The following is a 26,884-nucleotide window of genomic DNA, read 5'->3' on the forward strand; positions in this document are numbered from 1 at the left end:
AAGAATAATAGTAAGATTTAAGTTGAAAACAGATAGAAAATTATAGATGGAGCATGGCACTGTTCATGTGAGAAGAAGGAGATAATATTATGTCATTAACACCAAAATACTTAGAAGATCGTTTATGTTTAAATGTTTTAGCCAATTCTGTGGAAAATGCCAAAGCCTGCTATGAAGCGGCGGAAGGTCACGTTGTTTTGGGTGTACTTTCAAAAAATTACGATACCGATGAAGCGGCAATAGAGGATATGAAAAAATATGCTGCAGCTACAAATAACGCATTATCTGTAGGTCTAGGAGCTGGCGATCCAAATCAAAGTCAGATGGTTTCACGCATTTCAAAAGAACTGCAGCCTCAACATGTCAATCAAGTATTTACAGGTGTGGGAACTTCACGGGCCTTATTAGGACAAAGTGAAACAGTAATTAACGGGTTAGTTTCTCCGACTGGAAAAGTAGGCTATGTAAATGTTGCAACGGGCCCATTGAGCTCTCAAGCTCCCGCAGGAGAAGTACCGATTGAAACAGCAATCAAGCTTTTACAGGATATGGGTGGAAGTTCCATCAAGTATTTCCCAATGAAAGGCTTAGCTCACAAAGAGGAATACAAAGCTGTTGCAGAAGCCTGTGCTAAATATGATTTCTACTTAGAACCGACTGGCGGGATTGACTTGGAAAACTTTGAAGAAATCGTTCAAATTGCAGTAGATGCTGGCGTGAAGAAGATTATTCCTCATGTGTACAGCTCAATTATTGATAAGGAAACTGGCGATACGAAGCCGGAAGATGTAAAAACATTAGTAGAAATGATGAAAAATACGTTAAAATAAAAGCCGGGCAAATCGAACAGCAAATGTGTTAAACCTTTGTGGTTGAGCCTTTGTTGAGGCTTTCGATTTTTACAGCTGGATAGGATGGAAACAAAGATGAGAATTTCAGCTTTTGGAGAAGTAATGATGCGGCTGACTCCGCCGGAATATCTGATGTTGGAGCAAACCAGGGAGCTGCGGATGGATTTTACCGGAACGGGCGTCAATATTCTAAGCAATCTTGCTCATTTCGGTTGTGAGACAAGCCTAATTACTAATCTTCCAGATAACCGTTTAGGAGAAGCGGCAAAAGCAAGCTTACGTCAGTTAGGCCTTGGTGATAGATGGGTAGGTCAGCATGGGAATCACATTGGCTCTTATTTTGCTGAGATGGGGTATGGACCAAGACCCACTCAGGTCACTTATCAAAATCGTCACAGCAGCTCATTTGGCGTAAGCGGTGCAGCAGATTATGATTTTGACAGCTTCCTAGAAGCAACTGATTTGGTTCACATTTGCGGTATCTCTTTAAGCTTAACGGATCAGACAAGAGCAGCTGCATTTGCATTGGCAGAAAAAGCCCATAGTCAAGGGAAAAAAATATGCTTCGATTTCAATTTTCGTCCAAGTTTAAACGAGAACAATGAAGCGGTATTTATGCGTGAACAGTATGAACGGATGCTGCCGTATTGTGATATCGTTTTTGGAACTCAGCGGGATTTAACTGATTTATTAGGGATGAAAGCTGATGAGACCTTAGACAATGAAGAACAGTTTAAATCGCTGACTAAAACATTTATGGACAACTATGATATTGAATTATTTGCCGGCACTTTTAGAATTAGAGAGAATGGCAGTTACTATCTATCGGGCTTTTTATTTGATAAAAATCATTATGTACAGGCTGAACCAAGAGAAATTATCAATCTTGACCGGATTGGCGCCGGAGATGGCTATGCCGCTGGTGTACTTTTGGGATATGCTGAAAAATGGGCTCTTGAGAAAACTGTAGCTTTTGCAACGGCAAATGGTGTTTTAGCTCATACAATTCAAGGCGATGTTCCATTAACAACGAGGAAACAAGTGGAGCATATCATGCTGCACCCTACAGTTGATTTGATTCGCTAAGTAAGATAGACTGAAACGAAAGTTTGCCTAGTCAGCTACTTTCGTTTCAGTCTATTTTTCATTATAATAGAGAAGATGGAATTTATGAGTAGCGAATCAACTGCAGGAGGAAAGACGATGCCCAAGGATTTTTGGAATGCTTTGGAAAATGAGCAAATAATTGAAAGTATTCGCAAACGCCCGGGAATGTATATCGGTGCTTTGGGGCTTTCGGGTCTGGAGAGTATGATTATTCAGGTGCTTGATGAGCTGCTGAAGCTGACAGATCAGCCTGGAAATGCTCGAATCACTGCTGAGCTTTCTAAAAATCAGCTCATTTTTTCCTTTGCTGTAAAAAGAGAATGGCATTTAACGCAGGAAAGGGAACAGAATCAGCTGTCTTACTACTTTTTTCTTCAGTTATTGCTGGCTTTGTCCGAACAGTTGGGGATAAGCATTGAAACACCAGCCGGTCGGGAAATAAGGATTTATCAGCATGGAGAGCTTGTCAAGGAAGCCGCAGTGAAATCGAAAAGCGAGGAATATCGTCTAGAGCTGGCATTCACCCCTGATTCGGCTTATTTTGGAACCAAGCCTCTTTCCTATTTTGTTTTATTCAATCGTTGCCAACAGCTGGCTATGCTTAACAGCGGATTGACGATTACATTGAAAGAGGGCGAGACTCAAAAAAATCAATTAGTCTACGAAGAAGGATTAGTTGAATATATTTTTCAAAAGGACAATGCACTAACCAGAGGAAGCCGTCCGCTAACGATTCGGACTAGAAGAGAAGATGTGGTTATTCAGGCAGTGATTTCAAAGAACCCTTCCGCAAATATCAGAGACAGCTTTGTTAATGGCTATTTACCACCAGATGGCGGGACACATATGGAAGGTTTTGTTCAAGGAGCGGTAGACGGCATGAATCGTTTTTTAGAAGAAACGAGCCGAATGAAGATTATAACAGTTGAGAATTTTCAGGAACGTTTTGATTTTGTTCTTTCTATTCAAGTCAGCCGACCTCGTTATGCCGGAGCGGTTAAGCAAAAAATCCGTAATCCGGAGCTATATAAAATTTTGCGGGAAGTGGTGTCGGATGAGGTTTTCCGCTTTCTGACACGCCATCCTTCCTGGTATGTCACTTAATTCTGATGACGATGAGAGGGGAAGAAAAATGAGAGTGTTTATTGACGGAGATGGTTCGCCAGTAAAGGATACAGCAATCGAGACCGCCCTTCAATATCAAATGAAGATAGTCGTTGTAACAAGTATTGATCATTATTCTCTCAAGGAATATCCTGAAGCGGTTTCCTTTGTTTATGTGGACAAAGGGAATGATGCAGCAGATTATAAAATCATTGCGCTGATTAAAGCAGGGGATATTCTGATTACTCAGGATTATGGCTTGGCTTCACTAGCTTTACCAAAGGACGTGACCGTACTTCATCAGCTGGGCAAAGAATACACTGCCGAGACGATTGGTCAGTTGCTTGAGCAGAGATATTTTAGTGCTAAAATTAGAAAAAGCGGAGGCCGAACCAAAGGGCCGAAACCTTTTACGAAAGAAGACCGGGAACAGTTTCGTTTAAAGCTGATTGAAGTCATCGAGAGGGAAGCACAAAAGGAAATGTGAGGATAAAAAGAAACAGCCGTTTCTTTTATATTTGTTTCTACTACATAAATCGTTTTTATGCTAAAATAATGAAAAAGAAAATTTTGGTTACGGCCGCACCAATCTATTTAGATGGAAATTTAGGAGGAAAAGCATTTGAAGATTGTATTACTCTATGGAGGGAAAAGTGAGGAGCATGAGGTATCTATCTTATCCGCTTTTTCTATTTTAAATGCAGTTTACTATAATTATTATCAGGTCCAGTTAGTATATATTAGTAAGGAAGGTCAGTGGGTTCAAGGACCGCTGCTGACAGAACCGCCACAGGATGAAACAGTTCTACATCTAACTTGGAATCCTCAAGGTGAACAGAAGTTTGGAGGGAACTTTACTGGTAAGGTAATTGCGCCTTGTGATATCAAGGAAGAGGATTCAATCGTTTTCCCTGTTCTTCACGGTCCAAATGGGGAAGATGGTACCATTCAAGGATTTCTTGAGACTATGAATATTCCTTATGTAGGTGCGGGAGTACTAGCTAGTGCGACGGGCATGGATAAAATTATGACTAAATACTTGCTTCAAACAGCAGGTATTCCTCAGGTTCCGTTTGTTCCTGTTTTGGAAAATCAATGGAAAGAAAATCCTAAGCATATTTTTGAACAGTGTGAAGGTTCGCTTATTTATCCAATGTTTATTAAGCCTGCGAATATGGGTTCAAGTGTGGGAATCTCAAAAGCAGAAAACCGCGAGGAACTGCAAAATGCGTTGATTGAAGCGTATAAATATGATTCCCGTGCGATTGTAGAGCAGGGAATTGAAGCGAGAGAAATTGAAGTAGCAGTATTAGGCAATGAAGACATTCGGACAACTCAAGCAGGTGAAATCATTAAAGATGTGGACTTTTATGATTATAATTCTAAGTACATCGATAATAAAATTACTATGCAGATTCCGGCAGAGGTACCAGAAGAAGTTCATCAAAAAGCACAAAAATATGCTAAAAAAGCGTATCGTATCTTAGATGGCAGTGGTTTGAGCCGCTGTGACTTTTTCTTGACAAATAAGAATGAGCTGTTTCTAAATGAATTAAATACAATGCCTGGCTTCACACAATTCAGTATGTATCCATTGTTATGGGAAAACATGGGTTTGAAGTACAGTGATTTGATTGAAGAACTAATTCAACTGGCTTTAAACCGCTATAAAAGAAGACAACAGCTGTTTGAAGAGCAGCAGTAATAAAGCTGCTTCAAAATAGCACAGAGAGAGCGGGACAAAACGAGCGATTCGTTTTGTTTCGCTCTTTAAATCCAAGCAAACAGTGGGCAGGAGCACCTAGCAGCATTTAACTGCGATGAGTGACTTTCTGTGGAAATAAAGATTTCTTGTCTCGGCCGCATTCATTTTATCGCTGTAGACAAAAAATGAACATATGAGGAGAGAAAGCGGATGAAGCTTAGCTTTTGGGAAGTTGCACAAATAGTAAATGCTGAAAATAATTGGAAACAGTGGGCAGATTTTTCAATCACAGGACTAGAGTTTGATAGTCGCCTAATAACAGAAGGCAGTCTTTTTGTCCCGCTGTCTGGTACAAATGACGGTCACCTTTTTGCAGGAAAGGCGGCGGAGCAGGGTGCATCTGCGGCATTTTGGAGCAGTTCGGAGGCTGCACCGGAGGGGTTGCCGATTCTTGAAGTGGCGGATACGTTGAAAGCGATGCAGCAGCTGGCTGTTTATTACCTGAAGCAGGTGGCTCCTTCCGTTATCGGCATCACTGGCAGCAATGGGAAAACAACCACAAAAGATATGACTGAAGCAGTACTTGCACAATCATTCAAAACCTATAAAACTCAGGGAAACTATAATAATGATATTGGTCTTCCTTATACTATCCTTCATATGCCGGAGGACACGGAAAAGCTAATTCTTGAAATGGGGATGGACCACGCTGGCGAGATTGCCTTTCTGTCTACGTTAGCTCAGCCGGATGTAGCGGCAATTTCAATGATTGGCGAGGCGCACATTGAATATTTAGGCTCTCGTCAAGGGATTGCAGCGGCTAAAATGGAGATTGTTGATGGGCTGAAATCCGATGGGCTACTGTTGATTCCTAATGAAGAACCTTTATTGCAGCCTCTAGCTGAACCTTTACAGCAGAATGTGAAAACATTCGGCTGGGAAGCATCAGCTTCTTATCAGGGGAAGATTATTGATTCAGGAAAAGATTTTACCAGCTTTATGATTACGGGCTCCCCGCAGTTATTTACGATTCCCATGCCTGGAAGCTATAATGTGACGAATGCGTTAATTGCAGCGGCAGTCGGTCGCTGGTTTGGACTTTCTGATAAAGAAATTGCTGCCGGGTTAAATGCTTTAGTAATGACCAAAAACCGTACGGAGTGGTTGAAATCAAAAGCTGGTGTTGAAATTTTAAGTGATGTGTATAACGCCAATCCAACTGCAATGAAGCTGGTTCTGGATAATTTTCGGACGATGAAAGGCAAGGGCAAACGTGTCGCTGTTTTAGGTGCGATGCTGGAGCTGGGACCGGAATCCGAAGCAATGCATCAATCGGTTGAGGCCTATTTGAATCCAACGGAAATAATGGAAGTCTATCTCTATGGCGAGGAAATGCGCAGCTTATATGATACAATCGCAGAACGCTATCAGGGAAATGCTCATTACTATGATAAATCTCAGAAAGCAGAGCTGATTGAGGCAGTGAAAGGGACTCTTTCACCTGAGGACATGATTGTTTTGAAAGGCAGCAATGGAATGGGACTAGCTGAAGTTGTAGAAGTGCTGATAAATGAAAAGTAGTTTTCATAAAACTTGCTGAAAAGCACGATTCGTGTTAGAATGAACTATTGTCAGAGGATTTGAATAGAAACAGATGGCAGAAGGAACATTTTGCCAATCATATATTACTTGAACAGCTGAACGATTCCGTTTGGCTTTTCTGTTGTCGTAGTTCATATGATTGGATTTTCGATAGAGTTGATAAGAATAGATAGTTTGATAAAACATAAAGAATATATCTTTATTTCAATGATGAAGAGAGCAGGTCTGCTAAGCGAACTGATCCGGCTTTTTTCAACAGAGCAAACTGTATGGCTGGGTTTATTGACCCTATTGAAATGTTTAAAGCGTGGGACAATGGTCCCGAATAACAAGAAATTAGGAGGATCACATTGAAATTTAGAGAACTTGGTTTATCATCTAAATTATTATCAGCTATTGAACGCTCAGGATTTGAAGAAGCAACACCGATTCAGGCAGAAACTATTCCGTTGGCACTGGAAGGGAAAGATGTTATCGGACAGGCCCAAACAGGAACTGGTAAAACAGCTGCTTTTGGTTTGCCGATGCTTGAAAAAATTGATGCAGACAATCGTGTACTGCAGGGATTAGTTGTGGCGCCGACAAGAGAACTAGCGATTCAGACACAAGAAGAATTATACCGTTTAGGAAAAGATAAAAAGATTCGTGTACAAGCAGTATACGGAGGGGCCGATATTGGGCGCCAAATCAGAGGTCTGAAAGACCATCCGCATATTGTTGTTGGTACGCCAGGCAGACTGCTGGATCATATCAACCGCCGTACATTGAAGCTAGGAACAGTAGAAACCTTAGTATTGGATGAAGCAGATGAAATGCTGAATATGGGATTTTTAGAGGATATTGAGAAAATTATTTCTCAGGTTCCTTCTGAACGTCAGACATTGCTGTTTTCTGCGACAATGCCGCCGGCAATTAAAAATATTGGTGTGAAGTTCATGAATGACCCGCACCACGTAAAAATTAAAACAAAAGAAATGACTGCTGATTTGATTGATCAGTATTATGTTCGCTCAAAAGATTATGAGAAATTTGATATTATGACAAGACTTTTAGATGTTCAGACACCTGAATTGACAATTGTATTTGGTCGTACTAAGCGTAGAGTAGATGAGCTTGCCCGCGGACTTGAAGCTCGCGGCTACAAAGCTGAAGGGATTCATGGCGACTTATCACAGCAAAAGAGAATGAGTGTATTGCGGTCATTCAAGAATGGCAACCTTGATATTCTGGTAGCGACAGACGTTGCTGCCCGCGGATTAGATATTTCCGGTGTTACCCACGTATACAACTACGACATTCCACAAGATCCTGAAAGCTATGTTCACCGTATCGGAAGAACAGGTCGTGCAGGTAAGGGCGGAATTTCAGTAACCTTTGTAACACCAAGTGAAATGGGTTATCTTCATGTGATTGAGTCATTAACAAAGAAGAGAATGTCGCCCCTTCGTCCGCCAACTGAGAAGGAAGCTTTTCATGGCAAATTAGGCGCTGCAATGGAAGAAGTAGGTACGAAGCTTGAAGAAAACGGCTTGGATAAATACTTAGCTTCTGCAGAAGTTTTGTTAGAAAAATACTCTTCTCAAGACTTAGCTGCTTTGCTGCTTAAAACAATTTCTAAGGACCCGGCTGATGCAGCTCCAGTTAAAATCACTCCGGAACGTCCGTTGCCTTCACCAAAAAGTGGTGGATTTAATAAGAACAAACGTTATAGCGGCGGCGGGAATCGTCAGCGCAAAGACAACCGTTCTTCTCAAAGTAGAAATAAAAATAACAAAAACAACAGCAGTAGTGGTGGCGGCTACAATAAAGGCAAAAAAAATTATTCCTCTAAACGAAGCAATGACAAGGGCAGAGGCTTTGTCATCCGTGAAAAAGGAAACAGCTAAATAGAACAGCTGAATATCAGGCTGCAGATAGATATCTTTTGGGATTATAATCTGCAGTCTGTTTTGCTATAATAAAGTTTAGGGTTTTCTTAGGCTTCTTGTAGGAAAAAACCATTTATTTTGATAAAATAAAGATAATTTATTGATTTGGAGTGCGTGTCCGATTATGATAAGAGGAATAGGGATTGATATTGTTGAACTCTCTAGAATTGAAAAAATCGTTGAGAAGCAGTCGTCGTTTATTAAACGGGTTTTGACTGAAAAGGAGCTTGAGCTCTTCCAATCGCTCTCTTACCGGCGGCAGGTAGAATTTTTAGGCGGACGTTTTTGCTGTAAAGAAGCTTTTTCAAAGGCCTGGGGAACAGGAATTAGTGGTGTTGGATTTCAGGAAATAGAGATATTGAAAAATGCTGCGGGGGCTCCTGAAGTAACCAAATCACCTCATAAAGGCAATGTATTTGTCTCAATCTCTCATACAGAAACGATGGCTGTGGCACAGATTATTTTAGAAGATTAAATTTTGTATTCTGAAAAGGAGGGAGATAGAATGGTCACGGGATATCACCGACCAACAAAGCTTATTATTGATAGACAGGCAATTATTGATAACGTGGCAGGAGAAGTAGCCAAAATGCCGACTGACAAAGAGCTTTTTGCTGTGGTTAAAGCGAACGGCTATGGGCATGGAGCTGTTGAAACAGCTAAAAGTGCATTAAAGGGCGGCGCAGCTGGTTTTTGTGTTGCCTTATTAGATGAAGGGATTGAACTGCGGGAAGCAGGAATCACTGAACCTATTTTAATTTTAGGTGTTGTGGAACCAATATACATAGAGCTGCTGCTGAAGTACAATCTTTCTGTAACAGCTGCAACAACGGCGTGGCTGTTGGAAGCTTGTAAGTGCTTAAAAAGATTGACTGGAAGTCAAAAGCTAAAGATACATATAAAAATTGATACAGGAATGGGTCGTCTGGGATTTACTTCACTGAAAGAGGTACTTGATGCAGTTCAGCTCATAGAAAATAATGAGCAAATCGAGTGGGAAGGAATATTCACTCATTTTTCTACTGCGGATGAAATAGATACACTCTATTTTGAACAGCAGCTGAAGATGTTTCAGGATATTATTAGTGAACTGCCTCGACAGCCTCGTTATATTCATAGTGAGAATAGTGCTGCAGCCTTATGGCATCCGAAAAGTACGGGTAATATGATTCGGTTTGGCATTGCTATGTACGGATTGAATCCATCAGGGCGTTCTTTAATAGAAAGCTACCCGCTGAAGCCGGCACTAACCCTTGAAACAGTATTAATTCAAGTAAAGGAACTTCAGCCGGGAGCGGGAATAGGATACGGAAAGACGTATACCGTTGCCGAAAAGGAATGGATTGGGACAATTCCTATAGGCTACGCGGATGGTTGGCTGAGGAAAATGCAGGGATTTCATGTTTTGGTGAATGGTAAAAAGTGTGAGATAGTTGGGAGAGTATGCATGGATCAGTGCATGATTCGGCTGCCTGAGGCTGTTCCGGAAGGGACAAAGGTTACTTTAGTTGGGGAAAATCAGGGAGCGGAGATAACACTGCAGATGGTTGCTGAGTATTTAGAAACCATCCATTATGAAGTTGCATGTACGTTTTCACAACGCATACCAAGAGAATATATAGGGGGATTATAATGGTTAAACGTGGAGATATCTTTTTTGCAGATCTCTCTCCTGTTGTTGGTTCTGAACAGGGCGGAATTCGTCCTGTCCTAGTCATACAGAATAATTTGGGGAATCATTTCAGCCCGACAATTATTGTCGCGGCAGTAACAGCCAAAATGGCTAAGCCAAAATTACCTACACATATAGGAATCAATTCAGAGGAGACGGGGATTGAAAGAGATTCAGTAATATTATTAGAGCAGATTCGAACGATTGATAAGGTTAGGCTTAAGGAGAAGGTTTGCCACTTAGGTGTTGATGTGATGCTTGAGGTCGATAGAGCTTTGGGCATCAGCGTAGGCATCGTTGAACCGGAAGAATCAGTAGGAACCTATCAAATATAGATTTTGTCCGATGCTGACTGACTGGAATACATAGTGAAAGAATACAATATTTAGTTTGAAATTAAAGAGTATGAACTGCAGAATTTGCATACAGGCAACGGTAATTCTGCGAATAGAAAAAAAAGTTGGCAAGAGCAAAGTGTAATGTTACAATGGATTATGTATAATTGGGTAGAAAATTGAGTTTTTAAAGAAAAATTCTTCTTGAATGTTTTTCATTAAGATATAAAGGGGTTTTTTATTTGGTCATAATCATTACAGGGATTGTCGTAATAGCGATGCTGGCACTTTTCAGCTATGAGCTGTATAAACGAGTGAATTTGAATCAGCTTAATTCGGAAAATCCCAAAATGCAGAAAAAAATCAATGTATACAGACAACAGGAAAACAGCCGTTTAGTCGTTTCGCTGGTTATTGCAGTCATTATTATTTCCTTTGTTTTATTAGGAATCCTGTATCAGCAGTATACATTGCATAAAGACAATGAATCTCTTAAAGCGGATGTAGAGACATTGGGAAAGGGGGCAGCCAGCGGTAAGGTAATAGTCGAAGAATACCAAGACAAAAATCTGAAGCTGGCCGAGTTTCCCTGGGCAAAGGCTGTAGAGAGTCAGGATGCCGCAGCTTTGACGAGCTATGAACTTCAGCTTTCAAGAGATTGGAAGCCGTTTTTTGGAGAAATCAGTGTGACAATCGTTCGCAGTCAAAATACACAGTCTCTGACTGTTTCAGTATTTTCGTCTTCACTGACGGATAAAGATTTTGAAGTAGCAGAAAAAAATGCAGAGAAATTTGCAGAAGCATTAAGCGGTATCAAGGAAGTAACGGTTATCGATTTTAATTTTACATATCGTGATAAGACAAACACGTTAACGAAGCAATCAATGGTATTTGATCGGGAGTCACAAGATCAGGGCCTTAAAAGGATAGAGCTAAATAAATAATAAGAAATTTATGGAAATTTAAAATGAGGTGTAGAATACATGGCAAAGAGACGGTTAATTAAAAAAATTAACGAAGTTTCAGATGAAGAGCTGGATCAGGACTTATTTGGAACGGAAAGCGATGGGACAGATACGGAATCATCCTATGCTTTAAACGATCAGCTGGAAAAACAGGAACAGGAAATTAAACATTTAAGAGAATTACTGGAGGAGTACCGCTTACAGGAAGCAGACTTCGAACAGGAGAAGGATGAAAACTTCAGATTATCCCAACAAAATAAGCAACTGGCGCTCAAAGTCGAAAATGATCAGAATGAACTGGAAGCGCTGGCTGACAAGAATGATGAGCTAGAAACGCTGTTGAATCAACGTGAAGCTGAAATTGACGATTTGAAAAATACACAAACAACAACGGATTCTGATGAAACAGCAGTATTGAAGCAGCAGATTAGTGAGCTTCAAAACGAGAACGCTGAAGCACAAAAGCAAATCAGTAATCTGGAAGCAGAACTGCTAGTGAAGAATAAAGAATTAGACAGTAAGATTTCTGAGAAAGAGCAGGAAATTAAACAACTGCAAGCGGATTTATCATCTCGTGGAACAATTACAGAAAAACAAGAAGTATTGGAGACGGTAAAAATGGAATTAGAAGAATTAAACAAAAAACTTCAAGCAAGTGAATCAGAAAATCAGGAACTGTCGCAAAAAATTGCCGATCTTCAGCAAACAGCTGCGAGGCTTCAGGAAGAAAACCAACGCTTAAATGATAAAGCTGTTTCTTTAGCTGCGGATAGCTCAAACCCAGAGGCTACTGGTCATGTAGAAGCACTGAAGCAAGAAATGGAATCAATTCTTAAAGAGAAAAGCGAATTAGAAGTTACGCTTGGCCGTATTCAGGCATTGAATGATAAGCACTCTGTACAGAAAAATGTATTTGAAGCTGAAGTAGCTACATTGAGAGAAAGCTATAAACAAAAAGAAACAGAGCTGGAAACAGTGAAATCTGAACTAAGTGCATTACAAAATGCATCTTCAGCGGGAGAAATGAAAGGTGAACAGTTGGCAGAACTATTGCAGGCTAAACAGCAAATCAATGATTTACTGCTGAAAAACCAGTCATTACAAGAAGAAGCGCTGAAATCTCAGCAGGAAATCGGGGAAGTAATGGTTTCTGCGAAGAAAGAAGCAAACCGCATCATCAGTGAAGCACAGGTTGAAGCAAAACATATGATTAATTCAGCTGAGCTGGAAATGTTGAATATCGGCAACCGTGCGAAAAACATTTCTAATGAAGTAGAAGAATCTAAAAATGAAATAATGGGCATTTACCGTGAGTTAGAAGAACGTTTAAGCAAGCTTTCACGTTTAGATAAGTCAGGAAATTAAGTTTAAGGAGCAGCTGTTATGAAACGAAAAAACAAAAAAATCGCGTTGTGGTCGCTTTTTTCAGTAGGAATCGTTTTGTTTTCTGGTTATTTGATGGAATCCACGCCAATCATGGGATCTACGCCGGAAGAGGGTGTAACAGCTTCAAATGAAAAAACAAATGCAACTGTGAGTACAAGTGAAGCAGACAAAGGGAACAGCTCAGACTTAGCTGATACATCTGTCGCAGCGAGTGAAAGCCATGAAGCAACAGCAGCTATTGTTCCTGCTCCAGAAGAAACAATTCCTTCTACAGAAACGGGTGGTACCTCTGAACTTTATAAAGTAAAACAGGGAGAATCACTTTGGGAAATTGCTCAGAATGCCAATATATCCCTGCAGGATTTGATGAATATCAATCAGTTGAGCAACAGTGTTATTCTTGAAGGTCAAGAATTGATTACTGAAAAATAATAAGATAAAGAAGCTTTCAGTTCATGTTTTTCAGAGCTGAAAGCTCTTTTTAGTATTTTTTATGGTAAAATTGCTTTTGGTTTGTTATTCTTAATAAGATATAGAACGTAAATTGAGGTGTAGCAGCAGTATGGATGAGTTTGTAGATAACCTGAAAAAAATGAAGCGTACGGGGAATTCTTCAAGCGGAAAGCGTCAGATGGCGAATAAGAGGATGATGAAGTCCGGTAAGCCTAGAAGACCTCTGATTAAACAGCAGCCCTTAGAGGGGGACCAGAGAGGCGCAGAAGCACCTGCGATTGAAGAACCTTCTGTTAGAAGAAAGAAACTAGTGCTAAACACTGGGGATAACGGTTTAGTTAATGAGACCGAGTTTAAACCTGAAGAAGAAGTTGCTGAAACAACAGATGAGATAAAGAAAGTAAGTAATCCAGAAAAAAAAGCGGAGGAAATATCCACAGCTAAAAAAAGCAGCCGGGAAGAGCAAGATGAAGAGCAGCTCTCGAAGAAAAAGGTTATGGGAGAAAAGAAAGAGCAGGGACAAAAATCGAAAAGCAAACCTGCAAAGAAAAAACGTAAAAAACTTTCTAAGGAAGAGCTTGCCCGCAAAAAGAAGCAGAGAAAAAAACAGCAAATTATAGAAGTAATCAAATTTCTTGGGCCTGTAACAGTGATGGCATTCATTGTATTTATGTTTATTTTTAAAACTTCTCCTCATGTGGTGGATGGAGATTCGATGAAGCCGACGCTTTTAAGCGGAGATAAGGTAATTGTCAAACGGACAAAGACACCTGACCGCTATGAAATCATTACATTTGATCCACCGGTTGACAGCGATTATCAATATGTTAAACGGGTCATTGGGATGCCGGGAGATTCCATTTGGATTGATGGCGCAGATTTGTTCATCAACCAGTCGGGCAACGTACCCGCTGAAGTCCCGTTAAATGCTGCAAATGAATTGCCGGATGGAACGATTAAAGTTGCATTATCTTCAAAAGCACTTGAACAGTTTGAAGGGTTGGAGAAAATTCCCGATGATTTCTATTTTGTTTTAGGAGATAATCGGAATAATTCCAGTGATAGTCGTGAATTTGGATTAGTAAGCGGGCGGGCAATTGAAGGAGTGGTTTCTTTCCGTTTTTCTCCATTTCAGTCAATGGGGTGGATTAAGTAAAGAAAAATAGTATAAAAGCTGTTGGAACAAGAAATGTTCCAACAGCTTTTTTTTAAAATAGTAAATCTGGCAATAAGTAAAAATAAAGTAATACCGCCGTTTTAAAGAGTTATTCTCACTAAATTCCGTTTTTCCCTAGAAAATAGAGAACTTTAAAGAAAATTCTTTGATATAATGAACTTAAAGTCATTTCAATTATTTGTTAAGTAATTGTAGAATTAACTTTTCTACTTCATCCATGTCATAATTGTTCCCAATATCAGAAAAGACATATGTTGTTTTCTGATTTTCCGATATGGTATCGTCATAAATATTCGATAGTAGTATGTCATAGAATGTATCTTCAAGATAAAGCTCTGCCTTAATAGGATACTTGTGCCCAAGGATATTTGACAGATGCTGAATAACCAGTTCCCCAATAAATGGATTTAGAGAATGGTAGACACCAATGACGATTTTTTCTTCATTTAGTTCAGCAATATGATTTAAAATGATTGTGTAGTTGATTTCTGTGAATCTATTTCTATACTGGTCTTTTTCACCGCTGGAGTTAAATTTTTCAGAAGCAATACCCATTATTTCAATAACTTCATTTCCTGTAAAAGGATGGCGATGAGCGTTGACAATAGATTCAATCGTCCAGTTATCAAAAGGAAGTATGAAGCCATCAAAATAATACAGTCTGGCATGCAGCTGAAACAGCAGATTTTCAATATAAGATAGACGTGAAGGAGAAGCATAGCTTGACAGATAACCTTGCTGCTTCAAGTACTTTAAAATCACTTTGTTCATATAATTAAGATAAGAACCTGATGTTCGCTGCTCCTCTGCAAGACGAAAAGCAAAGGATGAATTTGGCGAGAAATTATTCATGGAGCAGAAGAAATCATAAAACATGTAAGCTTCATAAATAGTATAAGGTCGATCAATTTTTTTCATATATGTATGGAATGCTAGATTGATTTCTTCAAATAAAGGGCGATCCGGGTAATCATAATTCGGACTAATGACCGGATTAAATTCTGTACTTATTCGCCTTAAAGAAATTTTCATCCATAGTTTAATCTGGAAAGCCTCTGTGGGATCAAATGGGATATTCAGGGATTCTTTCAAGGCTTCGACAAATCCAAGATATTGATTTGAGGTTTCTTGCTCTAAATCACTCTTATCTTCAAAAAGAAACCAAAAGAAATTAAAAAAGAAATACCGAATCTGTTTTTCTTCTCCAACTAGTTTACCTCGTTTTATCTGTAATCGAAATTCTTTCAGAAGCTCATTCAATTCAGTAACCTTTCGATAGTAGGTTGCAGAGCTGATGGCGTAGGTCAGTTGAAAATATTCACAGCTGACTTCATTTTTTTGAAACAGCTGATTGACCATTTGAAATTTTATCGATTTATCAAGAAAAAGCAGAACGACTTTCTTTAATGGAAATTCTGGTTCTTTGTGTAAGTAAAGCACATCTCCTTCAGAAGAGATTTCAACCTTACCATCTATTCCATTTTCCTCAAGAAAACTTCTTAAAAAAGACAGGTACTCATTTAGAGTAGGCAAGCTGATTTGGAATTCTTCAATGAGTTTGCTTTTTGTTGATTTTCCTTGATTATTATATAGAAATAATAGAATATCATTCATATAGTCATAGGGCTTTTCTAAAAAATCTCGTTTTAGCATAATAGACACCTCACTTTAAGGATACTTGATTCATGGTAAAATGGCAATATCAATCTGAGAAAAGGGTGTTATTCTCACCTGTTGGATTTCTTTTTTATGAAAAGTTATATATAATGAAGTCACATGACTGTCTATGCTTTTGGCTAAATAAAATTTTTTACAGGCAGGAGCAGCTAGTTTGAAGGGAGAAAGTACAGTGAAAATAGTAATAATCGGCGCATCCCATGGCGGGATACAGGCAGCCTTAACTATAAAAAGATTAAATCCAAAAGCTGAAATCATACTGATTGAAAGAAGAAACGATGTTAGCTATGTGTCCAGCGGTATGATTATAAAGCTAAAAGAGATGGTAGATGATTTAAATGACGTGCGTTATATAACTCCTGAAGGTCTTCGCAAACTGGGAATTGATATTTATTTAGAATCTACGGTGGTTCAGATAGACCCTAAAAATAAAATAGTGAGCTACAAGTCTTCAAATGGAGAAGTCGCTGGAGAAAATTATGATAAGCTAATCCTTGCAACAGGCTCTAACCAATTTTCTTTAAATATGAGTTTGCCGGATAATGATCGAATTACGTATTTTAAGAGCTACAAAAGCTCATTAGAAGCCTTACATAAACTAGAAGAAGCAGCAAGCATATCGATCATTGGCGGCGGTTATATCGGAGTTGAGCTTTGTGATGCTCTAAGGGATAAGGGAAAAGAAATCCATCTTATTGAAAGTTCTGACTCGATTCTATTTCGCTATATTGATAAGGAATTGTCTGCTATTCTCGAAAAAAAGATGGCAGAATCTGGTATTCATCTGCATCTAAATGAGAATGTCATGACTTTTGGCAAGACAGATAGTGTTCCCTTTACAACTGTAACAACAACAAAAGAGATTGAAAACGAGTATGTTGTGATTGCTGTAAACGCTCGGCCTGACACATCATTGTTTCAGGAATTCCTTGATTTGAATCACAATGGAACAGTTCGTGTGAACAAGCGGATGCAGACGAGTGATCCGAGTATTTACGCACTGGGAGATATTGTTTCATACCCTGTTCATAACAGCTACCGTCAGTCATTTATTCCATTGGTGAATAATGTTGTCAGAAGTGCAACAGTTGCAGCCATGAATGTTACGGAAAATAAAATGGAGTATAAAACGACACAAAAAACGACGGCAACTAAAGTATTCGATTACTACATTGCCAGTACAGGTTTAACAGAAGCCGAAGCGAATTTTGAAGGGCTGGATATTGACAGCATCTTTTTAAAGCTTCCATATCAACTACCTTATTTGAAAGAGCAGGAAGATATTTATGTGAAGCTGGTCTTCTCTCAGCATAGAAATACGCTAATTGGTGGCCAAATGATGTCAACGAAAGACATTACCCAGATTATCAATACGCTTTCCCTGGCAATTGAAAAAGAAGTGACCATGGAAGAGCTAGTGACCATGGATTTCTATTTCAACCCTACGTTGAATCATCCAATGGGGATCCTTAGCCGGGCGGCGTATGAACATATGATTAAGCGATATAAAAAGTAAAAATTGTCCTGTTTGCAACAGTCTGGACTGCTGATTTTCTGTTTTTATATCAATATAAATCAGCGTGCCAGGCTTTTTTCTTCTGTTTGAAAACAAGTAGTTTTACATCAAAATGTGTTGGCAGGACAAAAACTAAATGAACTCTTAGAACTTGAAGCAAAAAGCAGGAAACCGCTGCCTTTGTTTCAAGTTTTTATTTTAGAGCTTCCTTGTACAAGCAGAACCGAAAACTAGCTCAGATTTGGGTACCAATCAACAAGATTTTGGTACGCCTGGGATTTCGCTAAAAGTTCCCTTTTTTAATCCTATAAAAAGACTTGAATCATAGAACTACCTGAACGAAAAGAATAGAAGTTATAGGAAATAGCTTTTCAGCTGATTTTTTTGATTGATTTCATTATGTTGGTTTGATTTTTTATGTTTAACCATCTAATAGCTACTGACCATCTTCGTTAATGATTTTTGCTAACATAAAATAGGTTAAAGCTGAATAAGCCAGCTTTTTCTATCGGATTTTCTAAAAGTGGCAATCAAATTATTATTACTTATAGATGTTTCATTTTATAATAGAGAAAAGCTGCAGGGAGGATTCACTATGAAAAAACAAGAACAAGCTTTTATCGATTTTGTTATGGAACGTACACTAGCCGATCATAAGGGGGATATGGATAAGCTTCTTGGTGAGCTGTTGGAGAAAAAGAACAGCGGTCAGCTGAATAAAATGTATTTAATGGGTGTTATGCCTCGAGCGCTTTCCTATCTTGAAGCAGATAAGGTGCCGGAAGTAAAAGATGCAGTCGAAAAATTGTTAGCATAAGAAATCAGCAGATAAAGTATCTGTTTGGATATGTATAGAGAACGAGATAAATTTAATGAATGAGAAGAGGCTGTGACAGAAGTTTTCTAGCTCGACTTATTTCTGAAGAGGCGGCTTCTGTCACGCTGTTTATTTGGTTTTAGAGGATGGAGGCATACAAGTGTCACATCCTCTTTCCTAGTTTTAAGAGTCAAATCAGCACCCTGTATTTATGCAAAAGTATTTATTCGGATACATGGCTCGTAGGTAATTGCCTTTATTTTTCTTAAGAATGCTGACTGATATTTCGAGAGCATACAGAGCTTATCTTTTGCAGATAGGGGATACTTTAAGATATTCTTTAAGAGATGACTTAAAAATTACGACAGATTAAATTAATTGTCCAACAATTAATCGTCTGCCGGTTTTTCAAACTGTTTTTATCAAAAAAGATGTGCTAAAGTAAGTCGTCGTAAGGAAGCAGGTGGGAATTATGAAGCATATAAAAAATACTTTGAACTTATTTATAGTAGATTGGAAAAGAATTTTTAAAAATCCGATTGCAGCGTTATTGATTATCGCTTTGATGATCATTCCTTCGCTCTATGCCTGGTTTAATATCAAGGCTTTATGGGATCCGTATGCGAATACGGGGGAGCTGCCGATTGCAGTATATAGTGATGATCAGCCAGCAGAGTTTCAAGGAAAACAAGTGAGTATAGGAGATGAGGTATTAGCCAATCTCCATAAAAATAAACAGCTGGGCTGGCGCTTTGTTGATTCAAAAAAGGATTTGGATGAAGGCGTGAAGTCTGGTAAATACTACGCGGGAATCTATTTGCCAAAGAGCTTTTCAAAAGATTTATTAAGCTTTACGACAGGAGAAATCAACAAGCCTGAAATCGTTTATTCTGTGAATGAAAAAATCAATGCAATTGCACCTAAAATTACAGATAAGGGAGCTACTTCCCTCCAGACAGAAATATCTTCTGAATTTATCAGTACGGCGAGCAGCACGTTAATTAAAGTTTTTAATGAGATCGGGTATGATATTGACGCAAACTTGGTTAGTATCAACAAAGTAAAGAGCCTGATTTTATCAACAGATGAAAACATCGATACGATTGACGGGTATGTGCAGCAGGTTGTTGATCTGCACAAGAAAATGCCTGAAATTAAAGAGAAGATTGCCAAAGCAGAAGAGTTTAAGGCGTATATTCCTCAAGTGGATGAGTTGACTGAAAAAATCACCGAGCTGAATAACAACATGCCTGCATTGAAAGAACAGGCCAAAGTGATCCTAACTCTTCAAGAGAAAATACCAGAGATACAAAATGCCGGTAATCAGCTGGCAATGATTGACAGTGATTTTGCCTCTGTTGAACAGGTGATGACGGAGGGAATTGCAGAAGCTAAACAAGGACTGCAGATTATTCAATCTGTTGAAAGTGCATTGCCGGATATTCAAAAGCTGGGTGAGCAGGCGGATCAGTTTGGAACAGCGACGATGGAAGGAGCTCAAAAACTTCAGGATGCTTTGCCAAGTATCACTAGTAGTGTAAAAATTACTTTGGAATCTATTCAGGGAATTGGCACGAATGTTGCGTCAATCACCAGTCAAATTCAACAGATGCTGGCAGATAATGAGCTGACACCTGATGAAAGAGCATCACTAAAGGTGCTGTTACAGAATTTTTCTGAAAGTTTGGGCGGCCAAGTAAATGCGGCACAACAGCTGTCTGCATTGCTGACAAACATTCAGGAGTCAGCCGGAAATCAAAACTTACAAGGGGTCATCGATCAGCTTAATGCTCTTCAAACCTTGATTCAAGGATTGAAAAGCCGGGTAGACAGTATTAACGTGGATGCAATTACAACAGCTGAACTGCAGGCAATTGCCGGAGAAATCACAGCTGGTGCAAATGAAATTGCCAGCACGGCTGGAGGAATTCTGGGGAATATGGATAGTATTAATGCAACCATCAGCAGCCTGTTAACCGATTTGATTAATACAATTACAACAGCTAAAGGCTTGCTTTCCCAAGCTCAGCAGACAGACTTTACAGCATTACTGAATGCCACAGAGGGAACTGTATCGAATGCTATTGGAATTCTTGAAAAATATCAGGCTCAAATGCCTGCCATTAAGCAGGAGGTTCATGATGCGAATGTGCTGTTGAATGGTCATATGGATACGATTGTAGGCGGTATTAATAAAGGAGCCGATTTATACAATAATGAACTGCCGGTTGTCGAGGAAAAGCTGGGACTGGCTGCAGATTTTATCAAAAATGATTATCCTGGTATAAAAGCGGATATTACGGATACCTTAACGATGGTTGATGAAAAACTGCCAGCAGTGGAATCTGCTTTGAATACGGCGAATGATTTGATTGAAAATGACTGGCCAAATATTAAAAGCGGACTTCATAAAGCGGCAGAAGCTATTCGCAAGGGTGAAAGTGAAGTGGATTTAGGTGAAGTTCTAAAATTATTGAAGCTGGATGCCACTTCAGAAAGCGACTTCTTTACTGAGCCAGTAGTGGTCAAAGAAAATCAGATTTATCCGATTGCCAATAACGGGTCTGCAAGCACACCGTTTTATACAGCACTTTGTCTATGGGTGGGCGCTGTTCTGTTTTCAAGTATTGCTACAACAGATTATTATTTGGATGAAAAAGACAAGAAACGCTATAGCAAAAGAGAACAGTTTTCAGCTAGAATGCTGACGTTTATCGTGATGGGGCTGGCACAAGCCCTAATCGTTACCCTAGGGAACTATTTCCTTTTAGGAGTAGATGTCAAGGCGCCGGTTTACAGTGTGTTGTTTGCATTGTTGATTGCCCTCGCCTTTATGACGCTAGTATACGTGCTGGTAGCTCTGTTTGGGAATGTCGGGAAAGGTATTGCGATTATTATTCTGGTTCTATCTATTTCCGGTGGGGGAGGAAATTACCCAATTCAGGTTTCAGGTAAATTCTTCCAGATGATTAACCCGTTTTTACCATTTACCCATGCAGTAAATCTGCTGAGAGAATCCGCTGGAGGAATTTATTGGCCAAATGCGTGGAAAGCAATCATTATTTTAGTTAGTTTAATGATTGTTGTCGGAATTTTAGGGACAATTTTTTATCCTATTTTAGAACCGAAAATGAAGAAGCTTGCGGAAATTTCGCATAAAAGCCATATTTTCCATTAAAAAGAGTTTCTTTCACCTGAAAGAAAAATCAGACAGTTTCCCTATGCGGACAGTCTGATTTTTCTTTATTTTGTTCTGACTGTACAGCTTTCTAGGGATGCAAAAAACTAGGTAGTCCTAACAATTAAGAAATGGTCTGCTTTGTCTAGGAATAGGGGATTTCTAAATAGTAAGAATCAAGTGAAAAATTTAAAGCAGCTATATACAATTAAAGTAGAAATCGGTATATTTTTCTAATACTTAAAAAAAGGTAGGGATTGTATGATAACGGGAATAGTTAATTGGTTTGAAAAGAAGGCGGATAAAACGAAGGATCAGCGGACTGCTTTTGGTATATTTGCCGGGATTGTAGGATTGATTTCCAATCTGCTTCTGGTTATTGGGAAATTTTCCATCGGTTTTGTTTCCGGAAGTGTATCAATTATGGCAGATGCGGTTAATAACTTATCAGACATGATTTCTTCTCTGGTAACATTAATTGGTTTTTATATTGCGGGGAAGCCGGCTGACAGGGAGCATCCTTATGGTCATGAACGATTTGAGTATATCAGCGGTATGTTCGTTTCACTACTGATTACTTTTGTGGGCTTTCAGTTCTTCCTGACTTCGATTGATAGAATCAGAGAGCCTAAAAGTATCCAATTTAACTGGGTTTTATTAGTGGTTCTGCTGTTTTCGATTGGATTAAAAGTTTGGCAAGGGCTGTTTTACAAGCAGGTTGCTAAAAAGATTGATTCTAACACCCTAATTGCAGCTTCTAAGGATAGTCTTAATGATGTCTTCACAACGATTACCGTTTTAGCTTCCACTGCGGTAGAGGGGCTTACAGGGCTTAAGATTGATGGCTATATAGGCTTGCTGATTGCTGTGTATATTATTTATAGCGGGATTCAGTTGATTCGGGAATTTGTCAATGAACTAATGGGCTCCAGACCGGATCAAAAAGAGATTGATCAGATGAAGGCTTTTTTATCCGGCTATCAGGATATTGTCGGCTATCATGATTTGCTGATTCATCAGTACGGGCCTAATCAGATTTTTGCTTCGGTTCACATTGAAGTAGATGACCGCTGGGATTTGAATCATGCACACCAAATTATTGATCAAATTGAATACACATTTAAAAAGCAATTAGGTGTGGAACTGGTCTGCCATGTGGATCCGGTGAATTTATATGATGAAGAGCAGCAAATGATTCATAAGGGCATCAAGAAGATTATTAAAGAAATTGATCCAGATTTACGAGCGCATGATATTCGTTTAGTAACTCATAAGGATGTAGCAACGATTCATTTTGATTTAGTTGTTCCCAGCAAGTTTCGGCTAACGGATGAAGCACTTCAGAAAGAAATTCAAGAAAAAATTATACTGACAATTGGCATATACCAGCTAACAATCACATTTGACCATAATTATTTACTTTAAAATAACAAAAATTATTTTTTTCTCATAAACTTCTCTCTTTTAAGAAAAAACTGATAAAAAAAGTACATACTCCCATGTTAACATATCCTTAAGGAGTTGAAGGACATGAACCTAGCATATTTAGCTATTATGTATTTTTTTGTAGTCGTTATTATTGTTCTATGTTTCTTGTTAATAAAAGAACGTCAGATGTTACAAAAAACCTTGTACGAAAAAGACGTTCTGCAAGAACACTTATCTGATTTGAAAGTCGAGAAGGTTCGAATGAACCATATGCTTAAAATGCAGGATGAAAGCATTGTTCATCTAATGGATGAGCCTGAGATACAAGAGAAAAAAGCACAACAGCCGGCGATACAGACGCTGCGAGAAGAAATACAGCGTGAACCGATAAAAAGAGAGTTTGAAAGAAGTGAACCGGAATCTAGCGAGTTTTCGAAGCGTTCACCGAAAAAACAGCAAGAAGCCGAGCCAGAGATAGAGGAACACAATGAAGAGCCCTTCATCATTCTGAATAGCCGCCGCTTCTCTGGATATGAAGATGAAGTCTATCGAAATATTGAAGAATAATAAGCAATAGTTTTAAATAAAAACCACGATAAAATCAGTCAAATTCTGATTTTATCGTGGTTTTTATGTTAGGGTCAGGAACTGTAGGTTCCATACCACTGTAGAAAGAATTGATTCATCTGAGTATTTGTCAAATAATTAGAGCCAGTCAGGAAGTTTACAGATTCGCTAAAATAGTTGAGCTGTTCAACGATAAACTGGTTAATTTCCTTAATCTGAGGCTCCAATCCTAATTCGTTGCCTGCTCTTTTTTTTATAAGTAACCGTTCAATCTGCTGTACAAGCTCAGCAGATAATCCTTCTTGCTGAAGCAGCTCCTGAAAAAGAACGGGCGGTGCTGTTTGATGGGCTTCAATCCACCGACAGGCGAGTAGGGGACGAAGAACATAAAAATATTTTTTGATTTTAACCGTTTCGCCCTGCAAGTAATCCCGATAGTTTCCTTTAGCCATATGCAGATAATGATAAATCAGTCCTTTAGACTGAATAGAAGCTTTCATCAGTTCCAAAAGCTCTGTGTGGAATAGGGAATCCTTATAGTAAACAATGGGCGAAGCCAGCCACTCTATAAGTGATGGGTTGCTTTTTTGTAAAAGCAGCAGACTTTTATCTAAATCCCATCCGCTGATATCCAGCAGCTCTGAAATAGGATATTCAAGGGTGTCTCTAGTTTTTTGAAGCTGTAGGTACCAGCTTTTAGGACGAGTGTAGATAAAGCGAACATCATAGTCACTGTCTGTCGAGGGAAAGCCCCACGCTCTGCTTCCTGACTCTACAGCATATAAAATTCGGATATTTTCTTGTTTTTCGATTCTTTTTAATTCTTGAATAATTTTATTTTTCATGGAGATCCTCCTTTTAGAGACGCGGATCCAAATCCTTTTCTTTTTCAAATTCATAAATCAGTTCAGCCAATGTATTCATATAGACGTCATTTTCTTCAGTTAACTCATGGATTGGAATCTGCAGCAGTTCAGCAGCAAGAGCAGCTTCTCTTTTAGAAGCCTTCAACTTGCCATGAATTTTTTTGTCTTCAATAAGCTTCTGATAGCGTTTATCGGAGCGATAGTCATAGCCGTAGATAAGAGTTAAGTATTCTTTATTGCGAACCTTCATAAAGGGAACGGCCTTTGAATTCCCCAGATGTTCCGGTTTAATGACAATTCCTTCCATTTGATTTGTAATGGTGATTGTTTGAAAATAGTCTTCTGCCTGTGCTAAGGCGGACTCTTCTAAGAGATTAACAACTAAACAATTATCCTCCGATAAAAAGCGGTAGATTTCAGAAGCAGACTGCTCCGGCAGCATTTGACTACCGTCCTGATAAACCACTTTTAATAAATTAAATGGTTTGTACGACAACTCCCCTTCGCTGCCATAAAGCTCAATCTGTTTTCGATAAACAGCTAAAGCCTGTTCTTGTTCAGAGATACCTACCTGCCGGCTGCGGGTCTCGGTTAATAATGCAAATTGGCGTGCTGTATAATCGCCGTATAAGTCAGACAATGTCTTCTTATCTTTATGGTACTGATCGGTAAGATAGTCGGTAGCATCAAGCTTTTGAAGTGCTTTTGCATAGTTCTCTTCAAAACCAAAATCTTTTAGTACAGTAAGTTCTTTTTCTATACCGAAGGAAATCGGCTGATACTCTTTTTCAATCAGTCCTTTGCCGAGAACACTCCATGGCAGCAGCTCACCATCCAACAACAGCATCTCAATGTGATTCTCCTGCATATAAGGTAGAAATTTTATCAAGAGCTCCTGATAAATTGGCTGAAGCTCCAGCTGCCGAATAATATGTCCATTTCTGGATACTGCAAAACAGCGGTCGAGTTCAGTATAGAGATAGAGATTACAGCGAGACCCCATATATTTAGGCTGCAGCACTACATTTTCTATTCCCTGCTGCTTAAAGTAGTTGAGTCCAGCTTCCAAAGATTCTAAATCGTTTGTTTCAGGGTCAGCAGCTGAAGGCGACATGGTACCGGAAAGGTATTGAATGTTGTTGCGGGCCATATAGCGCAGCCGCCTCTGGCTTTCTCTAGGAAGTGTCTGCCATGAAGGTTTTTTAGGCTTAGTAAAAAGCAAAGGCAATGTTTCTGTCTGGCCCTCTTCAGATGGCACAGAATACAACATCGTTTTATAAGGTAAAATCTTAACTGCTGTCAGGCGGTTTTGAGCTACAGCACCAGTATCAATACTTCGCTTGTTCTTTAGTTTGAAAGGCTCCTGACAAGCAATGTGCCCGAAAAGATGCAGCGGCAGGTTGAAGTAGCTTTCTTCTTCCAGAAATTCCAACTGGGGCTGAAGCTCAGCCTCTCGATTCAAGCGGAAGTTACGCTGTTTTCTTTTTGACCCATTATCCAGCTTGCCAAGATACTTTTGGCGGCAAGGAGCATGTGTGACAATGAAGGATTGTTCGCCTCCGCCAATTCTACGATAGAAAGGTTTAGCTTTTTCAACCAGCTGAAAGAATTTTTCCCGCAGCGCATCATCTTTTTCCAAGATGCCAACAGAATCAAAATAATGTGCCAGCACCTGAGGATCAGCACCTTTAATCGTCCCTTTCAAATAATGATAGACAAAATGCTCATGATTTCCAATCGTCAACAGCAGCAGCTCCTGATTGGCATAAAGAAACTCGATAATTTCTGCCGTCTGTTTTCCTTTATCAATCCAGTCACCGTTAAGAATTACTTTTCCTGAACGTTCATTCATGACTAGCTGATTCTCTACTACTGAATGACCAAGCCGAATCAGCAGCTGTTTTAAGGCGTGAACACATTCATGAACATCGCCAATAACAGAATAGTCATGAGCCGGAGGCAGGATACAGGCTAAATATTCTTCCTGATCCTCAACAGCAATCTGAATATCAGCAAAATCTTTTTTAGGAATACGATGAATTGCATGATAATTTTCTTTAGCCAGCTTTGGTAAAACCTCACGCTTCAGCCGTTGAATATGGTTGCTGATAAGACGGCGGGAACGTTCACTGGCATAATAGTCCTCCCGATTTTTGTAATCAAAGACAACTGCTTCAATACGATAGTTTTGTTCCTGGGCAATTGCTAAAATTTCCTGGCGAAATTCCTGTGCCAGTCCAGTTGTATCGACAATGACAAATTCTGCCGAAACAGGATAGGTTGTCACAAATTCTAGTCTTTTCCGCAGGTAGGGGAAAGCCACATTACTAGCCTCCAGCATTACCTGATCGTATTTATCATACGCATGTCCAAGAATTTCCTGACGTAAATCATCCGACGAAATATATTGGACATTGCTGTAAAAGTTTTTTTCACAATCTTCAAAGCCCAGCTGTTTCATTAGAACTTCTTTTGAAAAGGTTGTTTTTCCACATTCTGTCGGACCAATTAATAGGAAAATTGTATGAGTTTTTGTTTGAATGAGCATAA

The 26,884-nt window shown here is 39.2% G+C and carries 22 protein-coding genes; 19 read left to right on the forward strand and 3 right to left on the reverse strand.

Annotation, left to right across the window (positions count from 1 at the left end; genetic code table 11):
- The first annotated feature begins 89 nt into the window (after positions 1–89).
- The 14 genes from dagF (at position 90) to lepB (ending at position 14,264) form a co-directional block, all read left to right on the forward strand.
- Positions 90–830 (forward strand): 2-dehydro-3-deoxy-phosphogluconate aldolase, encoded by a 741-nt coding sequence (gene dagF, locus AC1Z3K_RS03590; protein WP_461731894.1) that lies wholly within the window; start codon positions 90–92, stop codon positions 828–830.
- A gap of 96 nt (positions 831–926) precedes the next feature.
- Entirely contained in the window at positions 927–1,937 is a 1,011-nt protein-coding gene (locus tag AC1Z3K_RS03595; RefSeq protein ID WP_461731895.1) for a sugar kinase, read from the forward strand.
- Positions 1,938–2,054: 117 nt separating this feature from the next.
- The gene (locus tag AC1Z3K_RS03600) at positions 2,055–3,062 is read left to right on the forward strand and encodes a hypothetical protein (protein ID WP_426081075.1); all 1,008 of its coding nucleotides are present in this window, start codon (positions 2,055–2,057) and stop codon (positions 3,060–3,062) included.
- A gap of 28 nt (positions 3,063–3,090) precedes the next feature.
- Positions 3,091–3,549, forward strand: a complete 459-nt coding sequence (locus tag AC1Z3K_RS03605) for a YaiI/YqxD family protein (protein WP_461731896.1) — start codon at positions 3,091–3,093, stop codon at positions 3,547–3,549.
- A 135-nt stretch (positions 3,550–3,684) separates the two neighbouring features.
- A complete protein-coding gene (locus AC1Z3K_RS03610; RefSeq protein ID WP_426081072.1) occupies positions 3,685–4,767 on the forward strand; it encodes a D-alanine--D-alanine ligase in 1,083 nt (360 codons plus the stop codon).
- A 210-nt stretch (positions 4,768–4,977) separates the two neighbouring features.
- Complete coding sequence (locus tag AC1Z3K_RS03615; RefSeq protein WP_461731897.1) at positions 4,978–6,348, forward strand: UDP-N-acetylmuramoyl-tripeptide--D-alanyl-D-alanine ligase; 1,371 nt, start codon at positions 4,978–4,980, stop codon at positions 6,346–6,348.
- A gap of 371 nt (positions 6,349–6,719) precedes the next feature.
- Positions 6,720–8,255 carry a degradosome RNA helicase CshA gene (gene cshA / locus AC1Z3K_RS03620; RefSeq protein ID WP_426081069.1) on the forward strand — a complete coding sequence of 512 codons (1,536 nt, stop codon included), beginning with the start codon at positions 6,720–6,722 and terminating at the stop codon, positions 8,253–8,255.
- 166 nt (positions 8,256–8,421) lie between these two features.
- A complete protein-coding gene (gene acpS, locus AC1Z3K_RS03625) occupies positions 8,422–8,772 on the forward strand; it encodes a holo-ACP synthase (protein ID WP_426081068.1) in 351 nt (116 codons plus the stop codon).
- Positions 8,773–8,802: 30 nt separating this feature from the next.
- Positions 8,803–9,930, forward strand: a complete 1,128-nt coding sequence (gene alr, locus AC1Z3K_RS03630) for an alanine racemase (RefSeq protein WP_461731898.1) — start codon at positions 8,803–8,805, stop codon at positions 9,928–9,930.
- Complete coding sequence (locus tag AC1Z3K_RS03635; RefSeq protein ID WP_426081066.1) at positions 9,930–10,304, forward strand: type II toxin-antitoxin system PemK/MazF family toxin; 375 nt, start codon at positions 9,930–9,932, stop codon at positions 10,302–10,304. Before alr ends, AC1Z3K_RS03635 begins: the two co-directional genes overlap by 1 nt.
- A gap of 242 nt (positions 10,305–10,546) precedes the next feature.
- Positions 10,547–11,248: a hypothetical protein gene (locus tag AC1Z3K_RS03640; protein WP_426081065.1), complete on the forward strand. Its 702-nt coding sequence runs from the start codon at positions 10,547–10,549 to the stop codon at positions 11,246–11,248.
- 39 nt (positions 11,249–11,287) lie between these two features.
- The gene (locus tag AC1Z3K_RS03645; RefSeq protein ID WP_426081064.1) at positions 11,288–12,634 is read left to right on the forward strand and encodes a coiled-coil domain-containing protein; all 1,347 of its coding nucleotides are present in this window, start codon (positions 11,288–11,290) and stop codon (positions 12,632–12,634) included.
- An 18-nt stretch (positions 12,635–12,652) separates the two neighbouring features.
- The gene (locus tag AC1Z3K_RS03650) at positions 12,653–13,087 is read left to right on the forward strand and encodes a LysM peptidoglycan-binding domain-containing protein (RefSeq protein WP_461731899.1); all 435 of its coding nucleotides are present in this window, start codon (positions 12,653–12,655) and stop codon (positions 13,085–13,087) included.
- A 130-nt stretch (positions 13,088–13,217) separates the two neighbouring features.
- Entirely contained in the window at positions 13,218–14,264 is a 1,047-nt protein-coding gene (gene lepB / locus AC1Z3K_RS03655; RefSeq protein WP_461731900.1) for a signal peptidase I, read from the forward strand.
- Between the two features lie 195 nt (positions 14,265–14,459).
- Here the strand turns inward: lepB and AC1Z3K_RS03660 are convergent, their stop codons facing one another.
- Positions 14,460–15,938 carry an AcpB/EbpR/MafR family transcriptional regulator gene (locus AC1Z3K_RS03660; RefSeq protein WP_426081061.1) on the reverse strand — a complete coding sequence of 493 codons (1,479 nt, stop codon included), beginning with the start codon at positions 15,936–15,938 and terminating at the stop codon, positions 14,460–14,462.
- Between the two features lie 196 nt (positions 15,939–16,134).
- Here AC1Z3K_RS03660 and AC1Z3K_RS03665 point away from each other — a divergent pair, with 196 nt between their 5' ends.
- The 5 genes from AC1Z3K_RS03665 (at position 16,135) to AC1Z3K_RS03685 (ending at position 23,468) form a co-directional block, all read left to right on the forward strand.
- Positions 16,135–17,478, forward strand: coding sequence for an FAD-dependent oxidoreductase (locus tag AC1Z3K_RS03665; RefSeq protein WP_426081060.1), 1,344 nt, complete (start codon positions 16,135–16,137; stop codon positions 17,476–17,478).
- 595 nt (positions 17,479–18,073) lie between these two features.
- Complete coding sequence (locus AC1Z3K_RS03670) at positions 18,074–18,295, forward strand: hypothetical protein (protein ID WP_426081059.1); 222 nt, start codon at positions 18,074–18,076, stop codon at positions 18,293–18,295.
- Between the two features lie 472 nt (positions 18,296–18,767).
- Positions 18,768–21,473, forward strand: a complete 2,706-nt coding sequence (locus tag AC1Z3K_RS03675) for a YhgE/Pip domain-containing protein (RefSeq protein ID WP_461731901.1) — start codon at positions 18,768–18,770, stop codon at positions 21,471–21,473.
- A 261-nt stretch (positions 21,474–21,734) separates the two neighbouring features.
- Complete coding sequence (locus AC1Z3K_RS03680; RefSeq protein WP_461731902.1) at positions 21,735–22,898, forward strand: cation diffusion facilitator family transporter; 1,164 nt, start codon at positions 21,735–21,737, stop codon at positions 22,896–22,898.
- A gap of 105 nt (positions 22,899–23,003) precedes the next feature.
- Positions 23,004–23,468, forward strand: a complete 465-nt coding sequence (locus AC1Z3K_RS03685) for a hypothetical protein (RefSeq protein WP_426081056.1) — start codon at positions 23,004–23,006, stop codon at positions 23,466–23,468.
- Between the two features lie 74 nt (positions 23,469–23,542).
- On the opposite strand, the gene AC1Z3K_RS03690 is transcribed toward AC1Z3K_RS03685, so the two are convergent.
- Both AC1Z3K_RS03690 and AC1Z3K_RS03695 read right to left on the reverse strand, forming a co-directional pair.
- Positions 23,543–24,313 carry a nucleotidyltransferase domain-containing protein gene (locus tag AC1Z3K_RS03690; RefSeq protein WP_461731903.1) on the reverse strand — a complete coding sequence of 257 codons (771 nt, stop codon included), beginning with the start codon at positions 24,311–24,313 and terminating at the stop codon, positions 23,543–23,545.
- A gap of 13 nt (positions 24,314–24,326) precedes the next feature.
- Complete coding sequence (locus AC1Z3K_RS03695) at positions 24,327–26,882, reverse strand: AAA family ATPase (RefSeq protein WP_461731904.1); 2,556 nt, start codon at positions 26,880–26,882, stop codon at positions 24,327–24,329.
- Positions 26,883–26,884: the final 2 nt, after the last annotated feature.

The sequence above is a fragment of the Enterococcus sp. LJL128 genome (genome assembly GCF_056924295.1).

Bases quoted from the DNA above. Each gene is read 5' to 3' on its own strand.
- dagF (WP_461731894.1), top strand. From the start codon at position 90: ATGTCATTAACACCAAAATACTTAGAAGATCGTTTATGTTTAAATGTT.
- AC1Z3K_RS03595 (WP_461731895.1), top strand. From the start codon at position 927: ATGAGAATTTCAGCTTTTGGAGAAGTAATGATGCGGCTGACTCCGCCG.
- AC1Z3K_RS03600 (WP_426081075.1), top strand. From the start codon at position 2,055: ATGCCCAAGGATTTTTGGAATGCTTTGGAAAATGAGCAAATAATTGAA.
- AC1Z3K_RS03605 (WP_461731896.1), top strand. From the start codon at position 3,091: ATGAGAGTGTTTATTGACGGAGATGGTTCGCCAGTAAAGGATACAGCA.
- AC1Z3K_RS03615 (WP_461731897.1), top strand. From the start codon at position 4,978: ATGAAGCTTAGCTTTTGGGAAGTTGCACAAATAGTAAATGCTGAAAAT.
- acpS (WP_426081068.1), top strand. From the start codon at position 8,422: ATGATAAGAGGAATAGGGATTGATATTGTTGAACTCTCTAGAATTGAA.
- alr (WP_461731898.1), top strand. From the start codon at position 8,803: ATGGTCACGGGATATCACCGACCAACAAAGCTTATTATTGATAGACAG.
- AC1Z3K_RS03635 (WP_426081066.1), top strand. From the start codon at position 9,930: ATGGTTAAACGTGGAGATATCTTTTTTGCAGATCTCTCTCCTGTTGTT.
- AC1Z3K_RS03645 (WP_426081064.1), top strand. From the start codon at position 11,288: ATGGCAAAGAGACGGTTAATTAAAAAAATTAACGAAGTTTCAGATGAA.
- AC1Z3K_RS03650 (WP_461731899.1), top strand. From the start codon at position 12,653: ATGAAACGAAAAAACAAAAAAATCGCGTTGTGGTCGCTTTTTTCAGTA.
- lepB (WP_461731900.1), top strand. From the start codon at position 13,218: ATGGATGAGTTTGTAGATAACCTGAAAAAAATGAAGCGTACGGGGAAT.
- AC1Z3K_RS03660 (WP_426081061.1), bottom strand. From the start codon at position 15,938: ATGCTAAAACGAGATTTTTTAGAAAAGCCCTATGACTATATGAATGAT.
- AC1Z3K_RS03670 (WP_426081059.1), top strand. From the start codon at position 18,074: ATGAAAAAACAAGAACAAGCTTTTATCGATTTTGTTATGGAACGTACA.
- AC1Z3K_RS03675 (WP_461731901.1), top strand. From the start codon at position 18,768: ATGAAGCATATAAAAAATACTTTGAACTTATTTATAGTAGATTGGAAA.
- AC1Z3K_RS03680 (WP_461731902.1), top strand. From the start codon at position 21,735: ATGATAACGGGAATAGTTAATTGGTTTGAAAAGAAGGCGGATAAAACG.
- AC1Z3K_RS03685 (WP_426081056.1), top strand. From the start codon at position 23,004: ATGAACCTAGCATATTTAGCTATTATGTATTTTTTTGTAGTCGTTATT.
- AC1Z3K_RS03690 (WP_461731903.1), bottom strand. From the start codon at position 24,313: ATGAAAAATAAAATTATTCAAGAATTAAAAAGAATCGAAAAACAAGAA.
- AC1Z3K_RS03695 (WP_461731904.1), bottom strand. From the start codon at position 26,882: ATGCTCATTCAAACAAAAACTCATACAATTTTCCTATTAATTGGTCCG.